A 17,997-nucleotide genomic window follows, 5' to 3' on the forward strand; every position below is an offset into this window, starting at 1 on the left:
TATTTCACACTTTTTTTACAAGGTGAATTTTTCAACGTCACCGGCAACTTGGCCCAGCAGGGGCAAGGTTTTGCGAAAGGACTCGGGATCGGCGCTGGTCCAGAATCTGACCGGTTGGTTCGGGCCTTCGGCGAGCAGTTCACGCTCGGCCAGCAGTCGCTGCAATTGACGGGCGACGGCGGCACCGGTGTCGATCAGACTGATGTGGTCCGGGATCATCGACTTGAGCAGCGGTTTGAGAAACGGATAGTGGGTGCAGCCGAGAATGATCGTGTCGCAACCGTTGGCCAGCAGCGGCTCGACGTAATGCTGAAGCAGGTTGCGCAACTCGGCGCTGTGCAGATCACCGCTTTCAATCAGTTCCACCAGACCGGGACACGGCTGGGTGACGACGCGAACGTCTGTGGCAAAGCGATCGAGCAACGCGGCGAACTTGGCACTCTGCAAGGTGCCGGTGGTGGCGAGCACGCCGACCACACCGCTGCGGGTGGCGGCGGCAGCAGGTTTGACCGCGGGTTCCATGCCGACAATCGGCCACTGGGGGAAATCCCGGCGCAGATCGGCAACAGCGGCCACGGTCGCCGTGTTACAGGCGATCACCAGGGCCTTGGCGCCCTGCTCGCGGAAAAAGCCGGCCATCACATTGCAGCGCTGGCGGATGAACTCCGGGGTTTTCTCACCGTAGGGGATGTGCCCGCAATCGGCGAAATACAGCAGTGATTCATGGGGCAGCAAACGCTGGATCTCGGCCAGTACCGACAAGCCGCCGACACCGGAATCGAACACCGCGATCGGTGCCTCACGCATGCTGCGAACCACAGACGCTGCACCCCGGATCGCGCTTGACCCGCAGTTCACGGAAGCGCGAACCCAGGGCATCGATCAACAGCAAACGACCTACCAGTGGTTCGCCAAAACCGACCAGCACTTTCAAGGCTTCAAGCGCCTGCAGACTGCCAACCAGCCCCACCAGCGGCCCGACTACACCGGCCTCGCTGCAGGTCAGTTCGGCTTCGCTGCCGTGTCCGTACAGGCAGTGGTAGCACGGACTTTCCGGGCGGCGCGGGTCGAACACCGACAACTGCCCTTCCAGACGGATCGCCGCGCCGCTGACCAAGGGTTTGCGCGCCGCCACGCACGCGGCGTTGACCGCTTCGCGGGTGGAGAAATTGTCGGAACAGTCGAGCACCAGATCCACCGCGGCCACGGCGGCGGCCAGGGAATCCTCATCCAGCGCCTGACGAAGGGCCACCAGTTGAATCTCCGGATTGATCGCGCTCAGGCGCTTGAGCGCCGAGTCGACCTTGCTCATGCCGACGCTGTCGGTGTCATGAATGATCTGGCGTTGCAGGTTGGTCAGGTCGACCGTGTCGAAATCCGCCAGATGCAACTCACCGACACCGGCCGCCGCCAGGTACAGCGCGACCGGCGCACCGAGCCCGCCGAGGCCGACGATCAATACACGACTGTCTTTAAGCTTCAGTTGCCCATCGATATCGATGTGTTGCAGCAGAATCTGCCGGCTGTAGCGCAGCAATTCCTGATCATTCAGCACGGTAGGCGCCCCAGGCTGATCCGTTGATGGCCGCCCAGATCGGTGCGGCTGTGAACTTCTTCGAAACCGCGGGTCAGCAACAGATCACGCACGGCTTCGGCTTGATCATAGCCGTGTTCGAGCATCAGCCAGCCGCCGGCTTCGAGATGCTCCGGGGCCTGGGCCACGATCAGGCGCAGATCGTCGAGCCCGTCGACACCCGCCACCAGCGCACTGGCCGGTTCGAAGCGCACATCGCCATCGACCAGATGCGGGTCGGCGGCGGCGATGTACGGCGGGTTGCTGATGATCAGATTGAAACGCTGGCCTTCGAGGGCGCTGAACCAGTGACTGCTCAGCACCGTGGCGTTGTTCAGGTTCAAGCGCTGGCGATTGCGTTCGGCAAGGGCCACGGCTTCCAGTACACGATCCACCGCCGTGACCTTCCACGCCGGGCGCTCACTGGCGAGGGCCAAGGCAATCGCGCCGCTGCCGGTGCCCAGATCGAGAACGTTCGCCGGCGTTGCCGCCAGCAGTTCCAGCGCGGCCTCGACCAGCAATTCGGTATCCGGACGCGGGATCAGTGTGTGCGGAGCGACTTCCAGATCGAGCTTCCAGAACCCCTGCTGACCAAGAATGTAGGCCACCGGCTCACCGCCACGACGCCGTTGCAGGTACTCGGTAAAAATCAGCACCGCCTCACTGGGCACGATGCGCTCGGGCCAGGTGTGCAGGAAACTGCGCGGTTTGCCCAGTGCCGCTGCCAGGAGCAGTTCGGCATCCAGACGCGCGGTGGGCGAGTCCGGCAGTTCGGCGGCGCGCAACAGACTGGCAATGATGGTCATTTATTCACCTATCGCTGCAAGTTGGTCGGCCTGGTATTCGGCCAGCAAAGGCTCGATCACCGCTTCAACGCCACCGGCGAGGATTTCATCAAGGGAGTACAGGGTCAGGTTGACGCGATGGTCGGTGACCCGGCCCTGGGCAAAGTTGTACGTGCGAATGCGCTCGGAGCGGTCGCCGGAACCCACGAGCAATTTACGTTCGCTGGCAATCGCGTTGGCCGCTGCGGCAGTCTGCTGGTCGTTGAGCTTGGCCGACAACCAGGCCATCGCCCGGGCACGGTTCTTGTGCTGGGAACGTTCTTCCTGGCATTCGACCACGATGCCGGTCGGCAAGTGGGTAATGCGGATCGCCGAGTCGGTCTTGTTCACGTGCTGACCACCGGCCCCGGAGGAACGGTAGGTGTCGACGCGCAGATCCGCCGGGTTGATCTCGATCGCTTCCTGCTCGTCCGGCTCCGGCAATACCGCCACGGTACAGGCCGAAGTGTGGATGCGGCCCTGGGATTCGGTGGCCGGCACGCGCTGCACACGGTGCGCGCCAGACTCGAACTTCAGCTTGCCGTAGACATTGTCGCCTTCGACCCGGGCAATGACTTCTTTATAGCCGCCGTGTTCGCCCTCGTTTTCCGAGAGGATTTCCACGCGCCAGCCACGTCGCTCGGCGTAACGCGAGTACATGCGGAACAGGTCGCCGGAGAAGATCGCCGCCTCGTCGCCACCGGTGCCGGCGCGGATTTCGAGAAACACGTTGCGACCGTCGTTCGGGTCCTTGGGCAGCAGCATGCGTTGCAGATCGGATTCCAGGGTGATCAACAGCTCTTTGGCTTCGCGGACTTCTTCCACGGCCATTTCACGCATGTCCGGGTCGCTGTCCTTGAGCAGTGCCTGGGCACTCTCCAGATCATTTTGTACGCCGAGCAGCTTTTTATAAGCGGCGACGACCGGCTCGACTTCGGCGTATTCCTTGGAATAAGCGCGAAATCTGGCCTGATCGGAAATGACTTCAGCGTCGCCAAGCAGCGCAGTCAGTTCCTCGAATCGGTCCTGGAGGATGTCCAGCTTGTTGAGCAGTGACGCTTTCATTGCGGTTTTTTATCCGAAAAACTATCCGGTGAGCCCTCAAGGGCAAAGAGTTCCTGGGCCATGGCCAGCGCATCGAGGCGGCCTTCGGCAGAAAGCTTTTTCAGTTGCACGCTTGGAGCATGCAGCAGTTTATTGGTCAGGCCGCGAGCCAGTTGCCCGAGCACATCTTCGGCGTTGCCGCCGTTGGCCAGCAGACGTAAGGCTTTTTGCAGCTCCTCGTCGCGCAGGCGCTCGCTCTGTTGCCGATAGGCCTTGAGCACATCGACCGCGGCCAGCTCGCGCAGGCGCACCATGAAATCGTCGGCGCCGACCGAGACCATCTCTTCCGCGGCCTGGGCTGCGCCCTGACGACTCTTGAGGTTTTCGGCGACCACTTCGTGCAGATCGTCAACGCTATACAGGTAAACGTCGTCGAGTTCGCCGACTTCCGGCTCGATGTCACGGGGTACGGCGATGTCGACCATGAAGATCGGCTTGTGCTTGCGCTGCTTCAGCGCACTTTCCACCGCGCCCTTGCCGAGGATCGGCAACTGGCTGGCGGTCGAACTGATCACGATATCGCTGCGCACCAGCTCCGCCGGAATGTCCGAGAGCAGCACCGCATGAGCGCCGAACTGCTCGGCCAGCAGGCTGGCGCGCTCCAGCGTGCGGTTGGCGACCACGATGCGCTTGACCCCCAACTCATGCAGATGGCGGGCGACCAGGGTGATGGTCTCGCCGGCACCGATCAGCAGGGCCTGGCTGCGCTGCAGGTCGCTGAAAATCTGTTTGGCCAGGCTGACGGCGGCAAACGCCACGGACACCGGGTTTTCGCCGATGGCAGTGTCGGTGCGCACTTGCTTGGCGGCATTGAACGTCGCTTGAAACAGCCGCCCCAGCAGCGGGCCGATGGTCCCGGCCTCGCGGGCCACGGCGTAGGCCGATTTCATCTGGCCGAGAATCTGCGGTTCGCCCAGCACCAGCGAGTCGAGCCCGGAGGCGACGCGCATCATGTGACGAACTGCCGCATCATCTTCATGCACATAAGCACTCGCGCGCAGCTCATCGAGGCTTAAATGGTGATAATCGGCCAGCCAGCGCAGGACCAGATCAGCTGAAACCTGATCCTGTTCTATATAAAGCTCACTGCGATTGCAGGTGGAGAGGATCGCGGCTTCGCGGCTGTCGGTCATTCTGCAGAGCTGCTGCAAGGCCTCAACCAGTTGCTCAGGGGTAAAGGCCACGCGCTCGCGGACGTCTACTGAAGCAGTCTTGTGGTTAATACCGAGTGCGAGGAAGGCCATTCAAGGTCGCTGATAGTGACGTGAAGCCGGCAATTGTCCTACTTCGTCAGATTCAGAACAACTACCGCTGACTATTGTCCCAATGGTTGGTGCCTATAATGCTCACAACTGAGACTCGGTTATGTTTGGCCGAAGGCTTGTGTCATGATGATCCGACCGCAGGTTAGTCGTCCTCTTCCTATATGAATAGATCTTCCGCGTTGCTCCTAGCTTTTGTCTTCCTCAGCGGCTGCCAGGCCTTGGCCCCCGTTTCGCCGGACGGTACCCCGCCGGTTGAAGACACCACGCCCACGCCTGAAAAGCCCAAGGTTTACAGCTCGTTCAGCGAGGAAACCGTATACAGCCTGTTGACCGCCGAACTCGCCGGCCAGCGCAATCGTTTCGACATTGCCCTGGACAACTACGTGACCCAGGCCATCAACACCCAGGATCCGGGGGTTTCCGAGCGCGCGTTCCGCATCGCCGAATACCTCGGTGCCGACCAGCCTGCGCTGGATACCGCGTTGATCTGGGCGAGAAACGCCCCGGACGATCTGGAAGCGCAACGCGCCGCCGCCGTGCAACTGGCCCGCGCCGGGCGTTATGACGACTCCATGGTCTACATGGAAAAAGTCCTGCAGGGCAAGGGCGACACCCATTTCGATTTTCTCGCGCTGTCCGCGGCCGATACCGATCAGGAAACCCGCAACGGCCTGATGAAGAGTTTCGACCGCCTGCTGCAGCGTCATCCGAACAACAATCAGCTGATTTTCGGCAAGGCCCTGCTGCTGCAGCAGGACGGCGACAATAAAGCGGCGCTGCGCCTGCTTGAAGACCATCCGCCGGAAGACGGCGAAATCGCCCCGATCCTGCTGCGCGCCCGCCTGCTGCAAACCATGAATCGTGGCGACGAGGCACTGCCGCTGCTGCGCAAAAGCATCAAGAAGTACCCGGACGACAAGCGTCTGCGCCTGACCTACGCACGTACATTGGTTGAACAGGACCGGATGGACGACGCCAAGGTCGAGTTCTCCACGCTCGTTCAGCAATACCCGGAAGACGACGAACTGCGTTACTCGCTGGCGCTGGTCTGCCTGGAAGCCAAGGCCTGGGACGAGGCCAAGAGTTATCTGGAAGACCTGATCGCCCGCGAAAGTCACGTCGACTCGGCGCACCTGAACCTCGGTCGCATCGCTGAAGAGCGCAACGATCCGCAGGGCGCGCTGATCGAGTACGCCCAAGTCGGCCCGGGCAACGACTATCTGCCGGCGCAACTGCGTCAGGCCGATATCCTGATGAACAACGGCAAGACCGCCGAAGCCCAGAGCAAACTGGCCGCCGAGCGTGACGCCCAGCCGGATTACGCGATCCAGTTGTATCTGATCGAATCCGAAACCCTGTCGGCCAACAAACAGGACGACAAGGCCTGGAAAGTATTGCAGCAAGCCTTGCTGCAATACCCGGACGACCTGAATCTGCTCTACACCCGCGCCATGCTCGCGGAAAAACGCAATGACCTGGCGCAGATGGAAAAAGACCTGCGCCTGATCATCAAGCGCGATCCGGACAACGCCATGGCGCTCAATGCGCTGGGCTACACCCTGTCCGATCGCACCACCCGTTACGCTGAAGCCAAGGCGCTGATCGAACAGGCGCACCAGATCAATCCGGAAGACCCGGCGGTACTCGACAGCCTCGGCTGGGTGAATTTCCGCCTGGGCAATCTGGACGACGCCGAGAAATATCTGCGTCAGGCCCTCGAGCGTTTCCCTGACCACGAAGTCGCCGCGCACCTGGGCGAAGTCCTGTGGGTCAAGGGCAATCAGCGCGAGGCGAAGCAGATCTGGGGCAAGTACCTCAAAGATCAGCCCGACAGCACCATTCTGCGCAGCACCATCAAGCGCCTGACCGGATCCGAGACTCTTTAACTCATGTTTTTGCGCCACGTTATTGTTTTCAGCTTCATCGCCCTGCTCGCCGGTTGCGCGGGCTTCGGCGCTCGCGAATCGGTCGAGGGCCACGGCAGTCCGGCTCAGTGGGCCGCGAACAAACAACAGCTGACCGCCCTCGACGGCTGGCAGATCGACGGCAAGATCGGCATCCGCGCACCGAAAGATTCCGGTAGCGGCACGCTGTTCTGGCTGCAACGCCAGGACTACTACGACATTCGCCTGTCCGGCCCGCTGGGTCGCGGCGCGGCGCGCCTGACCGGGCGCCCGGGCAAGGTCTCGCTGGAAGTCGCCAACCAGGGCCGCTATGACTCCGAGTCGCCGGAAGCGCTGCTTGAAGAACAACTCGGCTGGAAACTGCCGGTGTCCAATCTGGCCTGGTGGGTTCGTGGCCTGCCGGCGCCAAGCAGCAAAAGCCGTGTGTCCCTCGATAACGACAGTCGCCTGGCCAACCTGGAACAGGACGGCTGGAAGGTCGAATACCTCAGCTATGCCGAGCAAAACGGTTACTGGCTGCCCGAGCGGATCAAGCTGCACGGCACCGATCTGGACGTGACGCTGGTGATCAAGACCTGGCAACCGCGTAAATTGGGGCAATAAAGCATGACCGCTCCACGTCTGACGCTGCCGTCGCCGGCCAAGCTCAACCTGATGCTGCACATTCTCGGGCGCCGTGCAGACGGCTACCACGAACTGCAGACGCTGTTTCAGTTTGTCGATTACGGCGACGAAATCACCTTCGCCGTACGCGATGACGGCGTGATTCGGCTGCACACCGAATTCGCGGGCGTGCCCCACGACAGCAATCTCATCGTGCGCGCGGCAAAAATGCTTCAGCAACAGTCCGGCTGCACACTCGGCATCGACATCTGGATCGACAAGGTGCTGCCCATGGGCGGCGGCATCGGTGGCGGCAGCTCCAACGCGGCGACCACCCTGCTCGGCCTCAATCACTTGTGGCAACTGGGCTGGGATGAAGATCGCCTCGCGGCACTGGGCCTTTCGCTCGGTGCAGACGTGCCGGTTTTCGTCCGTGGCCATGCAGCATTTGCCGAAGGCGTGGGCGAGAAACTGACCCCGGTCGACCCCGAAGAACCGTGGTATCTGGTACTCGTGCCGCAAGTCTCTGTAAGTACGGCAGAAATTTTTTCCGATCCTTTGTTGACACGTAACACGCCGCCCATTAAAGTGCGCCCCGTTCCCGAGGGAAACAGTCGAAATGACTGCTTGCCGGTGGTTGCAAGGCGTTATCCAGAGGTACGTAACGCATTGGATTTGTTAGGTAAATTTACCGAAGCAAAACTCACCGGAACTGGAAGTTGTGTGTTTGGGGGCTTCCCAAGCAAAGCTGAAGCTGATAAAGTCTCGGCCCTTCTGACAGAGACCCTTACAGGGTTTGTAGCGAAAGGAAGCAACGTTTCGATGTTGCATCGCAAGCTGCAAAGTCTGCTCTAAAAGGAATCAAGTGCCAGGCACTTGAAGCAACAGATACAGGGGCGTCGCCAAGCGGTAAGGCAGCAGGTTTTGATCCTGCCATGCGTTGGTTCGAATCCAGCCGCCCCTGCCATTTTCTATACTCATCCAGGTTACCCTCAGCCTCTAGGTACTGCGCGTGTCCAAGATGATGGTCTTTACGGGGAACGCTAACCCCGATCTGGCTCGGCGTGTTGTACGTCAGCTGCATATCCCTCTCGGTGACATCTCTGTCGGCAAATTTTCCGACGGCGAAATTACTGCCGAGATCAATGAAAACGTTCGCGGTAAAGACGTTTTCATTATTCAGCCGACTTGCGCTCCGACCAACGATAACCTGATGGAACTGGTAGTGATGGCTGATGCCTTCCGCCGCTCCTCGGCTACTCGTATTACTGCTGTTATTCCTTATTTTGGTTATGCCCGTCAGGATCGCCGTCCGCGTTCCGCACGTGTGGCTATCAGCGCGAAAGTCGTTGCTGACATGCTTACCGTAGTCGGCATCGACCGTGTTCTCACGGTTGATCTGCATGCTGACCAGATTCAGGGTTTCTTCGATATTCCGGTAGATAACATCTACGGCTCCCCGGTTCTGGTGGATGACATTGAAGATCAGCGCTTCGAAAACCTGATGATCGTGTCCCCGGACATTGGTGGCGTCGTGCGTGCACGGGCTGTTGCCAAATCCCTGGGCGTGGATCTCGGGATCATCGACAAACGCCGTGAGAAAGCCAATCACTCTGAAGTGATGCATATCATCGGTGATGTCGAAGGGCGTACCTGCATTCTGGTCGATGACATGGTCGATACCGCCGGCACTCTGTGCCACGCGGCCAAGGCCCTGAAAGAGCATGGCGCAGCCAAGGTCTTTGCCTACTGCACACACCCTGTGCTGTCGGGTCGGGCCATCGAGAATATCGAAAATTCCGTGCTGGACGAGCTGGTGGTGACTAACACCATCCCGCTGTCCGCTGCAGCACAAGCCTGTGCACGTATCCGTCAACTGGATATCGCACCGGTTGTTGCCGAAGCGGTTCGCCGCATCAGCAATGAAGAATCGATCAGCGCGATGTTCCGTTAAGGGCCCTGCCCTTCTCGAAATGTCTCGTTGACGAAAAGCGCCCCGCCCCGGCATTCCTGTCGGGGCGGGGCTTTTTTGCCCATACCGTGTTCGGCGCTGGTCGCAAACGCCACTCGGTCATGGCTATTTTGGAGATACAAAATGAACGATTTTACTCTGAATGCTGAAGTGCGTTCCGACCTGGGGAAAGGTGCGAGCCGCCGCCTGCGTCGTCTCGCAAGCCTGGTTCCAGCTGTAGTTTACGGTGGCGACAAAGCCCCTGAATCCATCAGCATGCTGGCCAAAGAAGTTGCCAAACTGCTCGAAAACGAAGCGGCTTACAGCCACATCATCGAGCTGAACGTTGGTGGCAAGAAGCAGAACGTCGTGATCAAAGCTCTGCAACGTCACCCGGCCAAAGGCCACGTGATGCACGCTGACTTCGTACGCGTTGTAGCTGGCCAGAAACTGACCGCTATCGTTCCTGTGCACTTCATCAACGAAGCTGCTCCAGTGAAGAAAGGCGGCGAAATCTCGCACGTTGTTGCCGAGATCGAAGTTTCCTGCCTGCCAAAAGATCTGCCTGAGTTCATCGAAGTCGACCTGGCTGACGCTGAAATCGGCACCATCGTTCACCTGTCGGACCTCAAAGCTCCTAAAGGTGTCGAGTTCGTTGCTCTGGCACACGGCGATGACAAGGCAGTAGCCAACGTCCACGCTCCACGTGTTGCTCCAGAAGCTACCGAAGAAGGCGCAGCAGAGTAATTTCACTCTGTTTCGTCGGAGTGAGTGAAACATCGCGGACTGGAACGTAGCGAGAAAGCGGGCGAGAACGCGGAGTTTACATTCATGGTAAATGAGCAATTTTCGTCCACTTTCGCCGCCTTCACTGCTTGCGGCGATGTTATCCACCACTCCAAGGAAGGGCCCCTATCGTGACTGCCATCAAACTGATCGTTGGCCTGGGAAATCCAGGCGCTGAATACGAACAGACCCGGCATAACGCAGGGGCCCTTTTTGTTGAGCGCATCGCTGCCGCGCAAGGTGTGAACCTTGTGGCCGATCGCAAATATTTCGGCCTGACCGGGCGCTACTCGCATCAGGGTCAGGATGTTCGTCTGCTGATTCCCACCACCTACATGAACCGCAGCGGCCAGGCCGTGGCGGCACTCGCCGGTTTCTTCCGCATCAAGCCTGAAGAAATCCTGGTGGCGCACGACGAACTCGACCTGCCTCCGGGCGTCGCCAAGCTCAAGCAGGGCGGCGGTCATGGCGGTCACAACGGGTTGCGCGACATCATCGCGCAACTGGGCAATCAGAATACTTTCTACCGCCTGCGGCTTGGCATCGGCCACCCGGGCGTCGCCAGTATGGTTTCAAATTTCGTCCTGGGTCGTGCGCCACGCGCCGAACAGGAAAAACTCGATGCCAGCATCGACTTTGCCCTCGGCGTGCTGCCGGATATCCTCGCCGGTGAATGGAACCGCGCGATGAAAAACCTGCACAGCCAGAAGGCCTGACTCTAATCCGAGGGGAAACACCATGGGATTCAATTGCGGCATCGTCGGCCTGCCTAACGTCGGCAAGTCCACCCTGTTCAACGCCCTGACCAAATCCGGTATCGCGGCCGAGAACTTCCCCTTCTGCACCATCGAGCCGAACAGCGGCATCGTGCCGATGCCGGATCCACGTCTGGAGGCTCTGGCGGCGATCGTCAATCCGAAGCGCATCCTGCCGACCACCATGGAATTCGTCGACATCGCAGGCCTGGTGGCCGGCGCGTCGAAAGGTGAAGGTCTGGGCAACAAGTTCCTGGCCAACATTCGCGAAACCGACGCCATCGCTCACGTCGTGCGCTGCTTCGAAGACGACAACGTGATCCACGTGTCCAACAGCGTCGACCCGAAGCGCGACATCGAGATCATCGACCTGGAACTGATCTTCGCCGACCTCGACAGCTGCGAGAAGCAACTGCAGAAAGTCGCGCGCAACGCCAAGGGTGGTGACAAGGACGCCGTGGTTCAGAAGGCTCTGCTGGAGCAACTGATCGCGCACTTCACCGAAGGCAAGCCTGCGCGCAGCCTGATGAAGAACATGAGCGCTGACGAAAAGGCCGTGATCAAGGGCTTCCACCTGCTGACCACCAAACCGGTCATGTACATCGCCAACGTCGCTGAAGACGGTTTCGAGAACAACCCGCACCTGGACGTGGTCAAGGCCATCGCCGAAGAAGAAGGCGCCATGGTCGTTCCGGTGTGCAACAAGATCGAAGCGGAAATCGCCGAGCTCGACGACGGCGAAGAGAAAGACATGTTCCTCGAGGCTCTGGGCCTGGAAGAGCCTGGCCTGAACCGCGTGATCCGCGCCGGCTACGAAATGCTGCACCTGCAGACCTACTTCACCGCCGGTGTCGAAGAAGTCCGCGCCTGGACCGTCCGCGTCGGTGCCACCGCACCACAAGCCGCTGGCGTGATCCACACCGACTTCGAAAAAGGCTTCATCCGCGCCGAAGTTATCGCCTACAACGACTTCATCCAGTACAAAGGCGAAGCCGGTACCAAGGAAGCCGGTAAATGGCGCCTGGAAGGCAAGGACTACATCGTCAAAGACGGCGACGTGATGCACTTCCGCTTCAACGTGTAAGCAACACGCCCAAGAAAAAGCCGCGTTTGATACGCGGCTTTTTTGTGCCTGACAGATTTGTATGCAACACCAGCAATACCCTGTGGGAGCGGGCTTGCTCGCGAAAGCGGTGTGTCAGCCACATTAATATCGACTGATACACCGCATTCGCGAGCAAGCCCGCTCCCACAGTTTGAACTGTGTAGTCAGGCCTTCTTGGTTCGCGGCAGGAAAATCGCCAGCACGCCAAACAACGGCAAAAACGAGCACAGGAAATACACGTACTCGATGCCATGCACATCCGCCAGATGCCCAAGCAGCGCCGCGCCAATCCCGCCAAACCCGAACATCAAGCCGAAGAACACCCCGGCAATCATCCCGACATTGCCCGGCACCAGTTCCTGCGCGTAAACCACAATCGCCGAGAACGCCGAAGCGAGAATGAAGCCGATCACCACACTGAGGACAGTGGTCCAGAACAGATCGACGTGCGGCATCAGCAAGGTGAACGGCGCCACGCCGAGAATCGAAAACCAGATCACCGCCTTACGCCCGATCTTGTCGCCAATCGGCCCGCCAAAGAACGTCCCCGCCGCCACCGCGCCGAGAAACAGGAACAGGTGGAGCTGCGAACTGGCCACCGACAGGTCGAACTTCTCGATCAGGTAAAAGGTGAAATAGCTGGTGAGGCTGGCCATGTAGAAATACTTGGAGAACACCAGCAAGCCGAGCACCACCAGCGCACTCGTCACCCTGCCCTTCGACAGCCCGTGAGTCGCCGCCTGCCCGGCCTTTAGTTTGAACAGGTTCAGATGATGGGCGTACCAGCGGCTGATGCGGTACAGCACGAACAGCGCAAACACCGCGAACAGACCGAACCACGCCACGTTGCCCTGACCGAACGGAATGATGATCGCCGCTGCCAGCAACGGGCCGAACGCAGAACCGGCGTTACCACCGACCTGGAAGGTCGACTGCGCCAGACCGAAGCGCCCGCCCGAGGCCAACCGCGCGATCCGCGAAGCCTCGGGGTGGAAAGTCGAGGAGCCGATACCGATCAGCGCCGCCGCCAGCAGAATCAACGGGAAACTGCCGACCATCGACATCATCACGATGCCGATCAGCGTGCAAACCGAACCTGCCGGCAACAGCCACGGTTTCGGATGGCGGTCAGTGTGATAACCGACCCACGGCTGCAGCAACGATGCTGTCAGTTGAAAGGTCAGGGTAATCAAACCGACTTGGGTGAAGCTCAAACCATAGTTGGCCTTGAGCATCGGATAGATCGACGGCAGCACCGACTGGATCAGGTCGTTGATCAAATGCGCCAGCGCCACCGCGCCGATGATACGCATCACCAACGGGCTGCTTTGGGGAGGAGCGGACGCCGAGGCAGCGGCGGTCTGAGCGTTGCTGATAGCCATGAAAGTTTCCGTACAGCAGATGGGTGCACGCAGGCAGGTGCGCCAATGTGCCATTTTTCGGTGCGCCAGCGCCATCCCCTTAGCCAGCTAACTAACGTCCAACTCCATAACTCATCAACCCCTGTAGGAGCTGCCGCAGGCTGCGATCTTTTGATCTTGATCTTAAAAACAAAGATCAAAAGATCGTCCGATCGCGGCCCGAGCCTTCGGCAGCTCCTACATGGGATAGGTGATAGCGCAACGCCATGGTCTGAATCTTGCCTTGCTTCTCTCCTCGAACGCGGCCGCCTTACAAAGGCAGCCGAGAATGGGAAGTTTCGCTACAGAGCCGGCCTACAGAGCGGGCGAGAGTGAACTTTCGAGGCCTTTTAGCAGGGCACGACATCGAGGTCGCACGACCGCGATGCACGCCATTGGTGCGTGGTGTCCAGAGGAGTCATGAGGCATGCAGGCTTTCTTGTCACCGGGGATCAAATTGCTGGGGCGGTTTGGATTCGCACGTAAATTCCAGCTGTTGTTTCTGCTGTTTATTCTGCCGTTGGCCGGCAGTCTGTTGATGATCGGCCAGGACTATCGCGACAAGCTCAACCTGATTTCCGGCGAACGTGCCGGGGTGCGCCAGTTGCTCAGCCTCGATGCGCTGGACAACCTGCTCGCCGCCCAACGTGACCGCGCCGCCCGTTGGCGCGCCACCGAAACCAATCGCCAGCCGACCCCGGCAACTCTCGCCGCCATGGCTGCGTTCGACAAGGTTCAGCCCGCCGTTGTGCAAGCCACCACGGATCTGGGCGACGCCCTGAAAAATGAAGGTGCCGAAGGCGAAACCCTCGCCCGCTATCAAGCCCTGCAAACCGCGCTCGGCGGTCTGGATTCGAAAAGCCTGAGCAGCGTCGGCTGGTGGCCGGACGGTTATGACCGTTTCACCAACGCCCTCAGCGCCCTGCAAGCCTTGCGCGAGCAGATTGTCATGGACAACCGCCTGACGCTGGCGCCATGGCTAGAAACCTATCTGCTGACGCAGATCTCCACGCAGCACGCACCGGATCTGATCGAGCGCGTGGGTCGCCTGGCGGCGGTCGGCCAGGCTTCGGTGGTCTCGGGACAATTCACTCTGCAAAGCCGCTTGCAGTTGCGCGACCTGCGCGGCCGCATCGGCGATGCCCGCGAGCAGCTTGTCAAAACGGCAGGCCTGCTCGAAGCGCGCCTGCCGAGCGATCTGCAAACCTGGGCCGGTCAGTACCACGACAGTCTCAAGCGTCTCGATGCTGGGCTGAAAGTGCTGGATGACGGCGTGTTCGGCGGCAGCATTACCCTCAAACCGGAAGACTTCGAGCGCAGCCTCGATGCACTGCTGGGCGATCTTGCGTCGTTGCGCCAGCAATCGCTGCTGTCGCTGGATCAGCGTCTGGACGCCTACCACGCTTCGGCGATTCGCCAGTTCATCGTGGTCGCGGCGATCTTCGGTTGCCTGCTGCTGGCGGCGCTGTACCTGTTCGTCTGCCTGCAGGCTTCGATCCGCCGCAGCGCCAGCGGCATTACTCTGCTGGCCGAGGCCCTGCGTGACGGCAACCTGAGCCTGCAAGTGCCGGTGGTGGGCCGCGATGAGCTGGCGGCGATCAGCACCGCGCTCAACGTTGCCGTGGTGCAACTGCGCGCCAGCATGCTCGGGGTCGATCACGAAACCTCGCAACTGAGCCACGCGGTGCGCAGCCTCAACGATCACTCCAGCGGTGCGCTCAGTGAAGTCGAAGCGCAGCAGTTGCAGATCAGCCAGATCGCCGCCGCTGCCACGCAACTGGCTGCCACTTCGCAAGGTGTGGCGCAGAGTTGCGAACAGGCTTCCGGCAGCGCTCAGCACACCCGGCGCATCGCCGCTGACAGCAGCCGCGACAGTCAGCGCACCACGGCGAGCATCCAGCAACTCAACCAACGCCTCAACGAAACCGCAGCGGCGCTCGGTCGAGTCAGCGAACAAGGCCAGCAGATTCAACTGGTGGTCGACACCATTCGTGGTGTCGCCGAGCAGACTAACCTGCTGGCACTCAACGCTGCGATCGAGGCAGCACGCGCCGGCGAACAGGGACGCGGCTTTGCCGTGGTCGCCGATGAAGTGCGCAGCCTGTCGCAGCGCACCCAGTCATCGACCGCGCAGATTGCCGGCACGGTCGACAGCCTGCGCGCCACGGTCAACGAAGCGGTGAGTCTGATGGAAGCCGCATGCGGCCAAGCGCAATCGGATGCCGAAGCCGTGACCGGTCTTGGTGAACGCCTCGGCGAAATTGCCAGCGCGGTGCAGAGCGTCACTGACACCCTGGCGCAGATCGCCACCGCCGTCGAAGAACAGGCAAGCACCGCCGATGAAGTCAGCGGCAATATCCAGCAGGTCGATCAGGCCGCGGTGCGTCTGCTGGAAGGCGCCCGTGCAGTGAACCTGGCGGCGGACACCCTGAGCCAGGGCAGCAAGGCCCTGAGCGACAACACCGCACGCTTCCGCCTCAGCTGATCCGCGCCTCGGGGAAGTCCGCTTCCAGCTCGGTCTTCAGCCACTGAATAAACCACGCCGCATCCGCCGACAGTTCGGCGGACGGCGTGAGGACCCGATAGCTTTCCAGCTTCACCTGGGCGTCCACCGCGCGCACCAGTTTGCCGAATTTGAGTTCCTCGCGAACCAGCACTTCGTTGGCCAGGGCAATGCCCTGCCCGCTTTCGGCCACCGAAAGCGCGTGATCGTTGTTGACGTAGAGCATGTCGGAATTGAGGTGAATATCCAGGTCGTGCGCGGCGAACCACAGGTTCCACCATTCGCCGTCATCGACATGGATCAACTCATGGCGGATCAGATCCGCCGGGCTGGTCACAGGGCCGATACTGGCGAGATAGTGTGGGGTGCAGATCGGAAACACACGCGGGCAGATCAACGCTTCACGGGAGTCGGCGTACTGCCCGTCGAGGCCATAAACAATGCCCAGATCGGCGCTTTTGCCATCGACTTCGGTGAAGGTCGAGTTCGGCTCGATGGCAAATTTCAAACCCGGACGCAAATGGCGCATCGCTTCAATCCGTGGCATCAGCCAACGCTTGGCGAACCCCGGCACCACCATGATCCGCAACCAGCGCTCGGCCTCTTTGGGCTGCGCTTCCTTGCCGGCCTCGATAATCAACTGCAGGGCGGCGGCGATCTTGCGGTGGTACTTCTCCCCCGCCGACGTCAGGTTGACCCCGCGCGAGGTACGCTCGAACAACTGAATGCCCAGCCACTCCTCCAGCAACTTCACGTGCCGACCAATCGCTGGCTGGGTCACATGCAGGGCTTTCGAGGCTTCGACGTAGCTGCCCAGGCGCGCGGCGGCATCAAAGGCACGCACCGCGTTGAGCGGCGGCAAACGGTGGTCGGGCATGATTCCTGGCACCTTTGGCTGTTAAATTAACTAACACCTGCCATGTTTAAATTGAAGTTTCGCCCCGCGCAAGCCCTCGCTGATAATCGAGCCACAGCAGAACAAAAAAACAGCTGGTTTCACCCCGAACGCAATCTCGATCCTGCCCAGAAAAATAATATCCATGGCCCGACGACGTCGCTGATTCACAGCGCCATCGCAGGCGATGGGGGAATCGGAGGTAACGCATGAATGCCCTGCATTCGCTGCAAACGCTGGCGGTGTCGATCCGCTCGGTGCGCAAGGTTTACGGTGATCCGAACACCGGTCCGGTGGCGTTGAAAAACATCGACCTGGACATCCGCGACAACGAATTCTTCACCCTGCTCGGCCCTTCCGGCTGCGGCAAAACCACCCTGCTGCGGATGATCGCCGGCTTCGAGTTTCCTACCGAAGGCGAGATCCTGCTGTACGGCGAAAACATCGCCGACCGCCCGCCGTTCCAGCGCCCGGTCAACACAGTGTTCCAGCATTACGCACTGTTCCCGCACATGACCATCGCCGAAAACCTGGCCTTCGGTCTCGAATCGCAGCCGATGGGCAAGGTGCTGAACAAGGCACAGATCGCCGAGCGCGTGCGCGAGATGCTCGCGCTGGTGCAGATGGAGCGCTTCGCCCAGCGCAAACCGGCGCAGCTGTCCGGCGGTCAACAACAGCGTGTCGCCCTCGCCCGCGCACTGGCGCCACACCCCAAAGTGCTGCTGCTCGATGAGCCACTGTCAGCGCTCGATCTGAAGCTGCGCCAGGCCATGCGCGAAGAGCTGAAATCGATTCAGGCCAAGACCGGCATCACCTTCATCTTCGTCACCCACGACCAGGAAGAAGCTCTGACCATGTCCGACCGCATCGCCGTGTTATCCGAAGGCGAAGTGCAGCAGGTCGGCCGCCCGCAAGACATCTACGAACGCCCGCGCAATCGCTTCGTCGCCGACTTCATTGGCGAAACCAATTTCATCGAAGGCACCGTCACGCAAGTCGAAGACGGCATGGCCTGGTTCGCCGGACCGGCCGGGCATCCGTTGCCGGCGCAAGCGTGCAGCGATGTGGCGGTCGGCGCCAGCGTGACGTTGTCGGTGCGTCCGGAACGCCTGCATCTGGTCGCAGCCGACATGGAAAACGCCTTGCCGTGCCGGATCGAAGCGCAGATCTACCTCGGCACCGATCTGCAATATCAGGTCAGCCTCAGCGACGGTTCGCGCCTCACCGTGCGCACGCCCAACTGCGTCGATCAGAGCCTGCGCTTTGCCGTCGGCAGTCAGGCCGGTCTGTTGTTCGACCGGGGAAGCGCCAGCGTCCTGCACGATTGAG

At 60.5% G+C, this 17,997-nt stretch carries 16 protein-coding genes and 1 tRNA gene; 10 read left to right on the plus strand and 7 right to left on the minus strand.

Annotated elements, in window-relative coordinates:
- Positions 1-15: 15 nt before the first annotated feature.
- From murI to hemA, 5 genes are read right to left on the minus strand one after another with little or no spacing between them, the layout of a single operon-like run.
- The gene (gene murI / locus M0814_RS26350; RefSeq protein ID WP_103485747.1) at positions 16-807 is read right to left on the minus strand and encodes a glutamate racemase; all 792 of its coding nucleotides are present in this window, start codon (positions 805-807) and stop codon (positions 16-18) included.
- On the minus strand, positions 800-1,555 hold the full coding sequence (locus tag M0814_RS26355) for a molybdopterin-synthase adenylyltransferase MoeB (RefSeq protein ID WP_003228150.1): 756 nt from the start codon (positions 1,553-1,555) through the stop codon (positions 800-802). The genes murI and M0814_RS26355 overlap by 8 nt, the downstream gene beginning before the upstream one ends.
- Positions 1,549-2,379 (minus strand): peptide chain release factor N(5)-glutamine methyltransferase, encoded by an 831-nt coding sequence (gene prmC / locus M0814_RS26360; RefSeq protein ID WP_103485746.1) that lies wholly within the window; start codon positions 2,377-2,379, stop codon positions 1,549-1,551. The genes M0814_RS26355 and prmC overlap by 7 nt, the downstream gene beginning before the upstream one ends.
- Positions 2,380-3,462, minus strand: coding sequence for a peptide chain release factor 1 (gene prfA / locus M0814_RS26365; protein WP_003228153.1), 1,083 nt, complete (start codon positions 3,460-3,462; stop codon positions 2,380-2,382).
- Positions 3,459-4,745, minus strand: coding sequence for a glutamyl-tRNA reductase (hemA, locus tag M0814_RS26370; protein ID WP_003228154.1), 1,287 nt, complete (start codon positions 4,743-4,745; stop codon positions 3,459-3,461). Before hemA ends, prfA begins: the two co-directional genes overlap by 4 nt.
- A 182-nt stretch (positions 4,746-4,927) precedes the next feature.
- Here hemA and M0814_RS26375 point away from each other — a divergent pair, with 182 nt between their 5' ends.
- From M0814_RS26375 to ychF, 8 genes are all read left to right on the plus strand, one after another.
- Positions 4,928-6,652: a tetratricopeptide repeat protein gene (locus M0814_RS26375; protein WP_103485745.1), complete on the plus strand. Its 1,725-nt coding sequence runs from the start codon at positions 4,928-4,930 to the stop codon at positions 6,650-6,652.
- A 3-nt stretch (positions 6,653-6,655) separates the two neighbouring features.
- Positions 6,656-7,273, plus strand: a complete 618-nt coding sequence (gene lolB, locus M0814_RS26380; RefSeq protein ID WP_003228156.1) for a lipoprotein insertase outer membrane protein LolB — start codon at positions 6,656-6,658, stop codon at positions 7,271-7,273.
- Between the two features lie 3 nt (positions 7,274-7,276).
- A complete protein-coding gene (gene ispE / locus M0814_RS26385) occupies positions 7,277-8,128 on the plus strand; it encodes a 4-(cytidine 5'-diphospho)-2-C-methyl-D-erythritol kinase (RefSeq protein WP_103485744.1) in 852 nt (283 codons plus the stop codon).
- Between the two features lie 37 nt (positions 8,129-8,165).
- Positions 8,166-8,240 (plus strand) — tRNA-Gln (locus M0814_RS26390).
- 45 nt (positions 8,241-8,285) lie between these two features.
- On the plus strand, positions 8,286-9,227 hold the full coding sequence (locus M0814_RS26395) for a ribose-phosphate pyrophosphokinase (RefSeq protein ID WP_003171603.1): 942 nt from the start codon (positions 8,286-8,288) through the stop codon (positions 9,225-9,227).
- A gap of 141 nt (positions 9,228-9,368) precedes the next feature.
- A complete protein-coding gene (locus M0814_RS26400) occupies positions 9,369-9,971 on the plus strand; it encodes a 50S ribosomal protein L25/general stress protein Ctc (RefSeq protein ID WP_003228162.1) in 603 nt (200 codons plus the stop codon).
- A 170-nt stretch (positions 9,972-10,141) separates the two neighbouring features.
- Positions 10,142-10,726 (plus strand): aminoacyl-tRNA hydrolase, encoded by a 585-nt coding sequence (pth, locus tag M0814_RS26405; RefSeq protein WP_003228164.1) that lies wholly within the window; start codon positions 10,142-10,144, stop codon positions 10,724-10,726.
- A gap of 22 nt (positions 10,727-10,748) precedes the next feature.
- Positions 10,749-11,849 (plus strand): redox-regulated ATPase YchF, encoded by a 1,101-nt coding sequence (gene ychF, locus M0814_RS26410; RefSeq protein WP_003228166.1) that lies wholly within the window; start codon positions 10,749-10,751, stop codon positions 11,847-11,849.
- A gap of 185 nt (positions 11,850-12,034) precedes the next feature.
- Here the strand turns inward: ychF and M0814_RS26415 are convergent, their stop codons facing one another.
- A complete protein-coding gene (locus tag M0814_RS26415) occupies positions 12,035-13,252 on the minus strand; it encodes an MFS transporter (RefSeq protein ID WP_103486161.1) in 1,218 nt (405 codons plus the stop codon).
- A gap of 445 nt (positions 13,253-13,697) precedes the next feature.
- Between M0814_RS26415 and M0814_RS26420 the strand changes: the two genes are divergently transcribed.
- Positions 13,698-15,755 (plus strand): methyl-accepting chemotaxis protein, encoded by a 2,058-nt coding sequence (locus M0814_RS26420; RefSeq protein WP_103486160.1) that lies wholly within the window; start codon positions 13,698-13,700, stop codon positions 15,753-15,755.
- Here M0814_RS26420 and M0814_RS26425 read toward each other — a convergent pair.
- Positions 15,748-16,650, minus strand: coding sequence for a LysR substrate-binding domain-containing protein (locus M0814_RS26425; RefSeq protein ID WP_103486159.1), 903 nt, complete (start codon positions 16,648-16,650; stop codon positions 15,748-15,750). The genes M0814_RS26420 and M0814_RS26425 overlap by 8 nt on opposite strands.
- Before the next feature lie 227 nt (positions 16,651-16,877).
- Between M0814_RS26425 and M0814_RS26430 the strand changes: the two genes are divergently transcribed.
- The gene (locus M0814_RS26430) at positions 16,878-17,996 is read left to right on the plus strand and encodes an ABC transporter ATP-binding protein (RefSeq protein ID WP_103486158.1); all 1,119 of its coding nucleotides are present in this window, start codon (positions 16,878-16,880) and stop codon (positions 17,994-17,996) included.
- The last annotated feature ends 1 nt before the right edge of the window (position 17,997 follow it).

The organism is Pseudomonas sp. MWU12-2020, assembly GCF_023100605.1.
Lineage (GTDB): Bacteria > Pseudomonadota > Gammaproteobacteria > Pseudomonadales > Pseudomonadaceae > Aquipseudomonas > Aquipseudomonas fluorescens_H.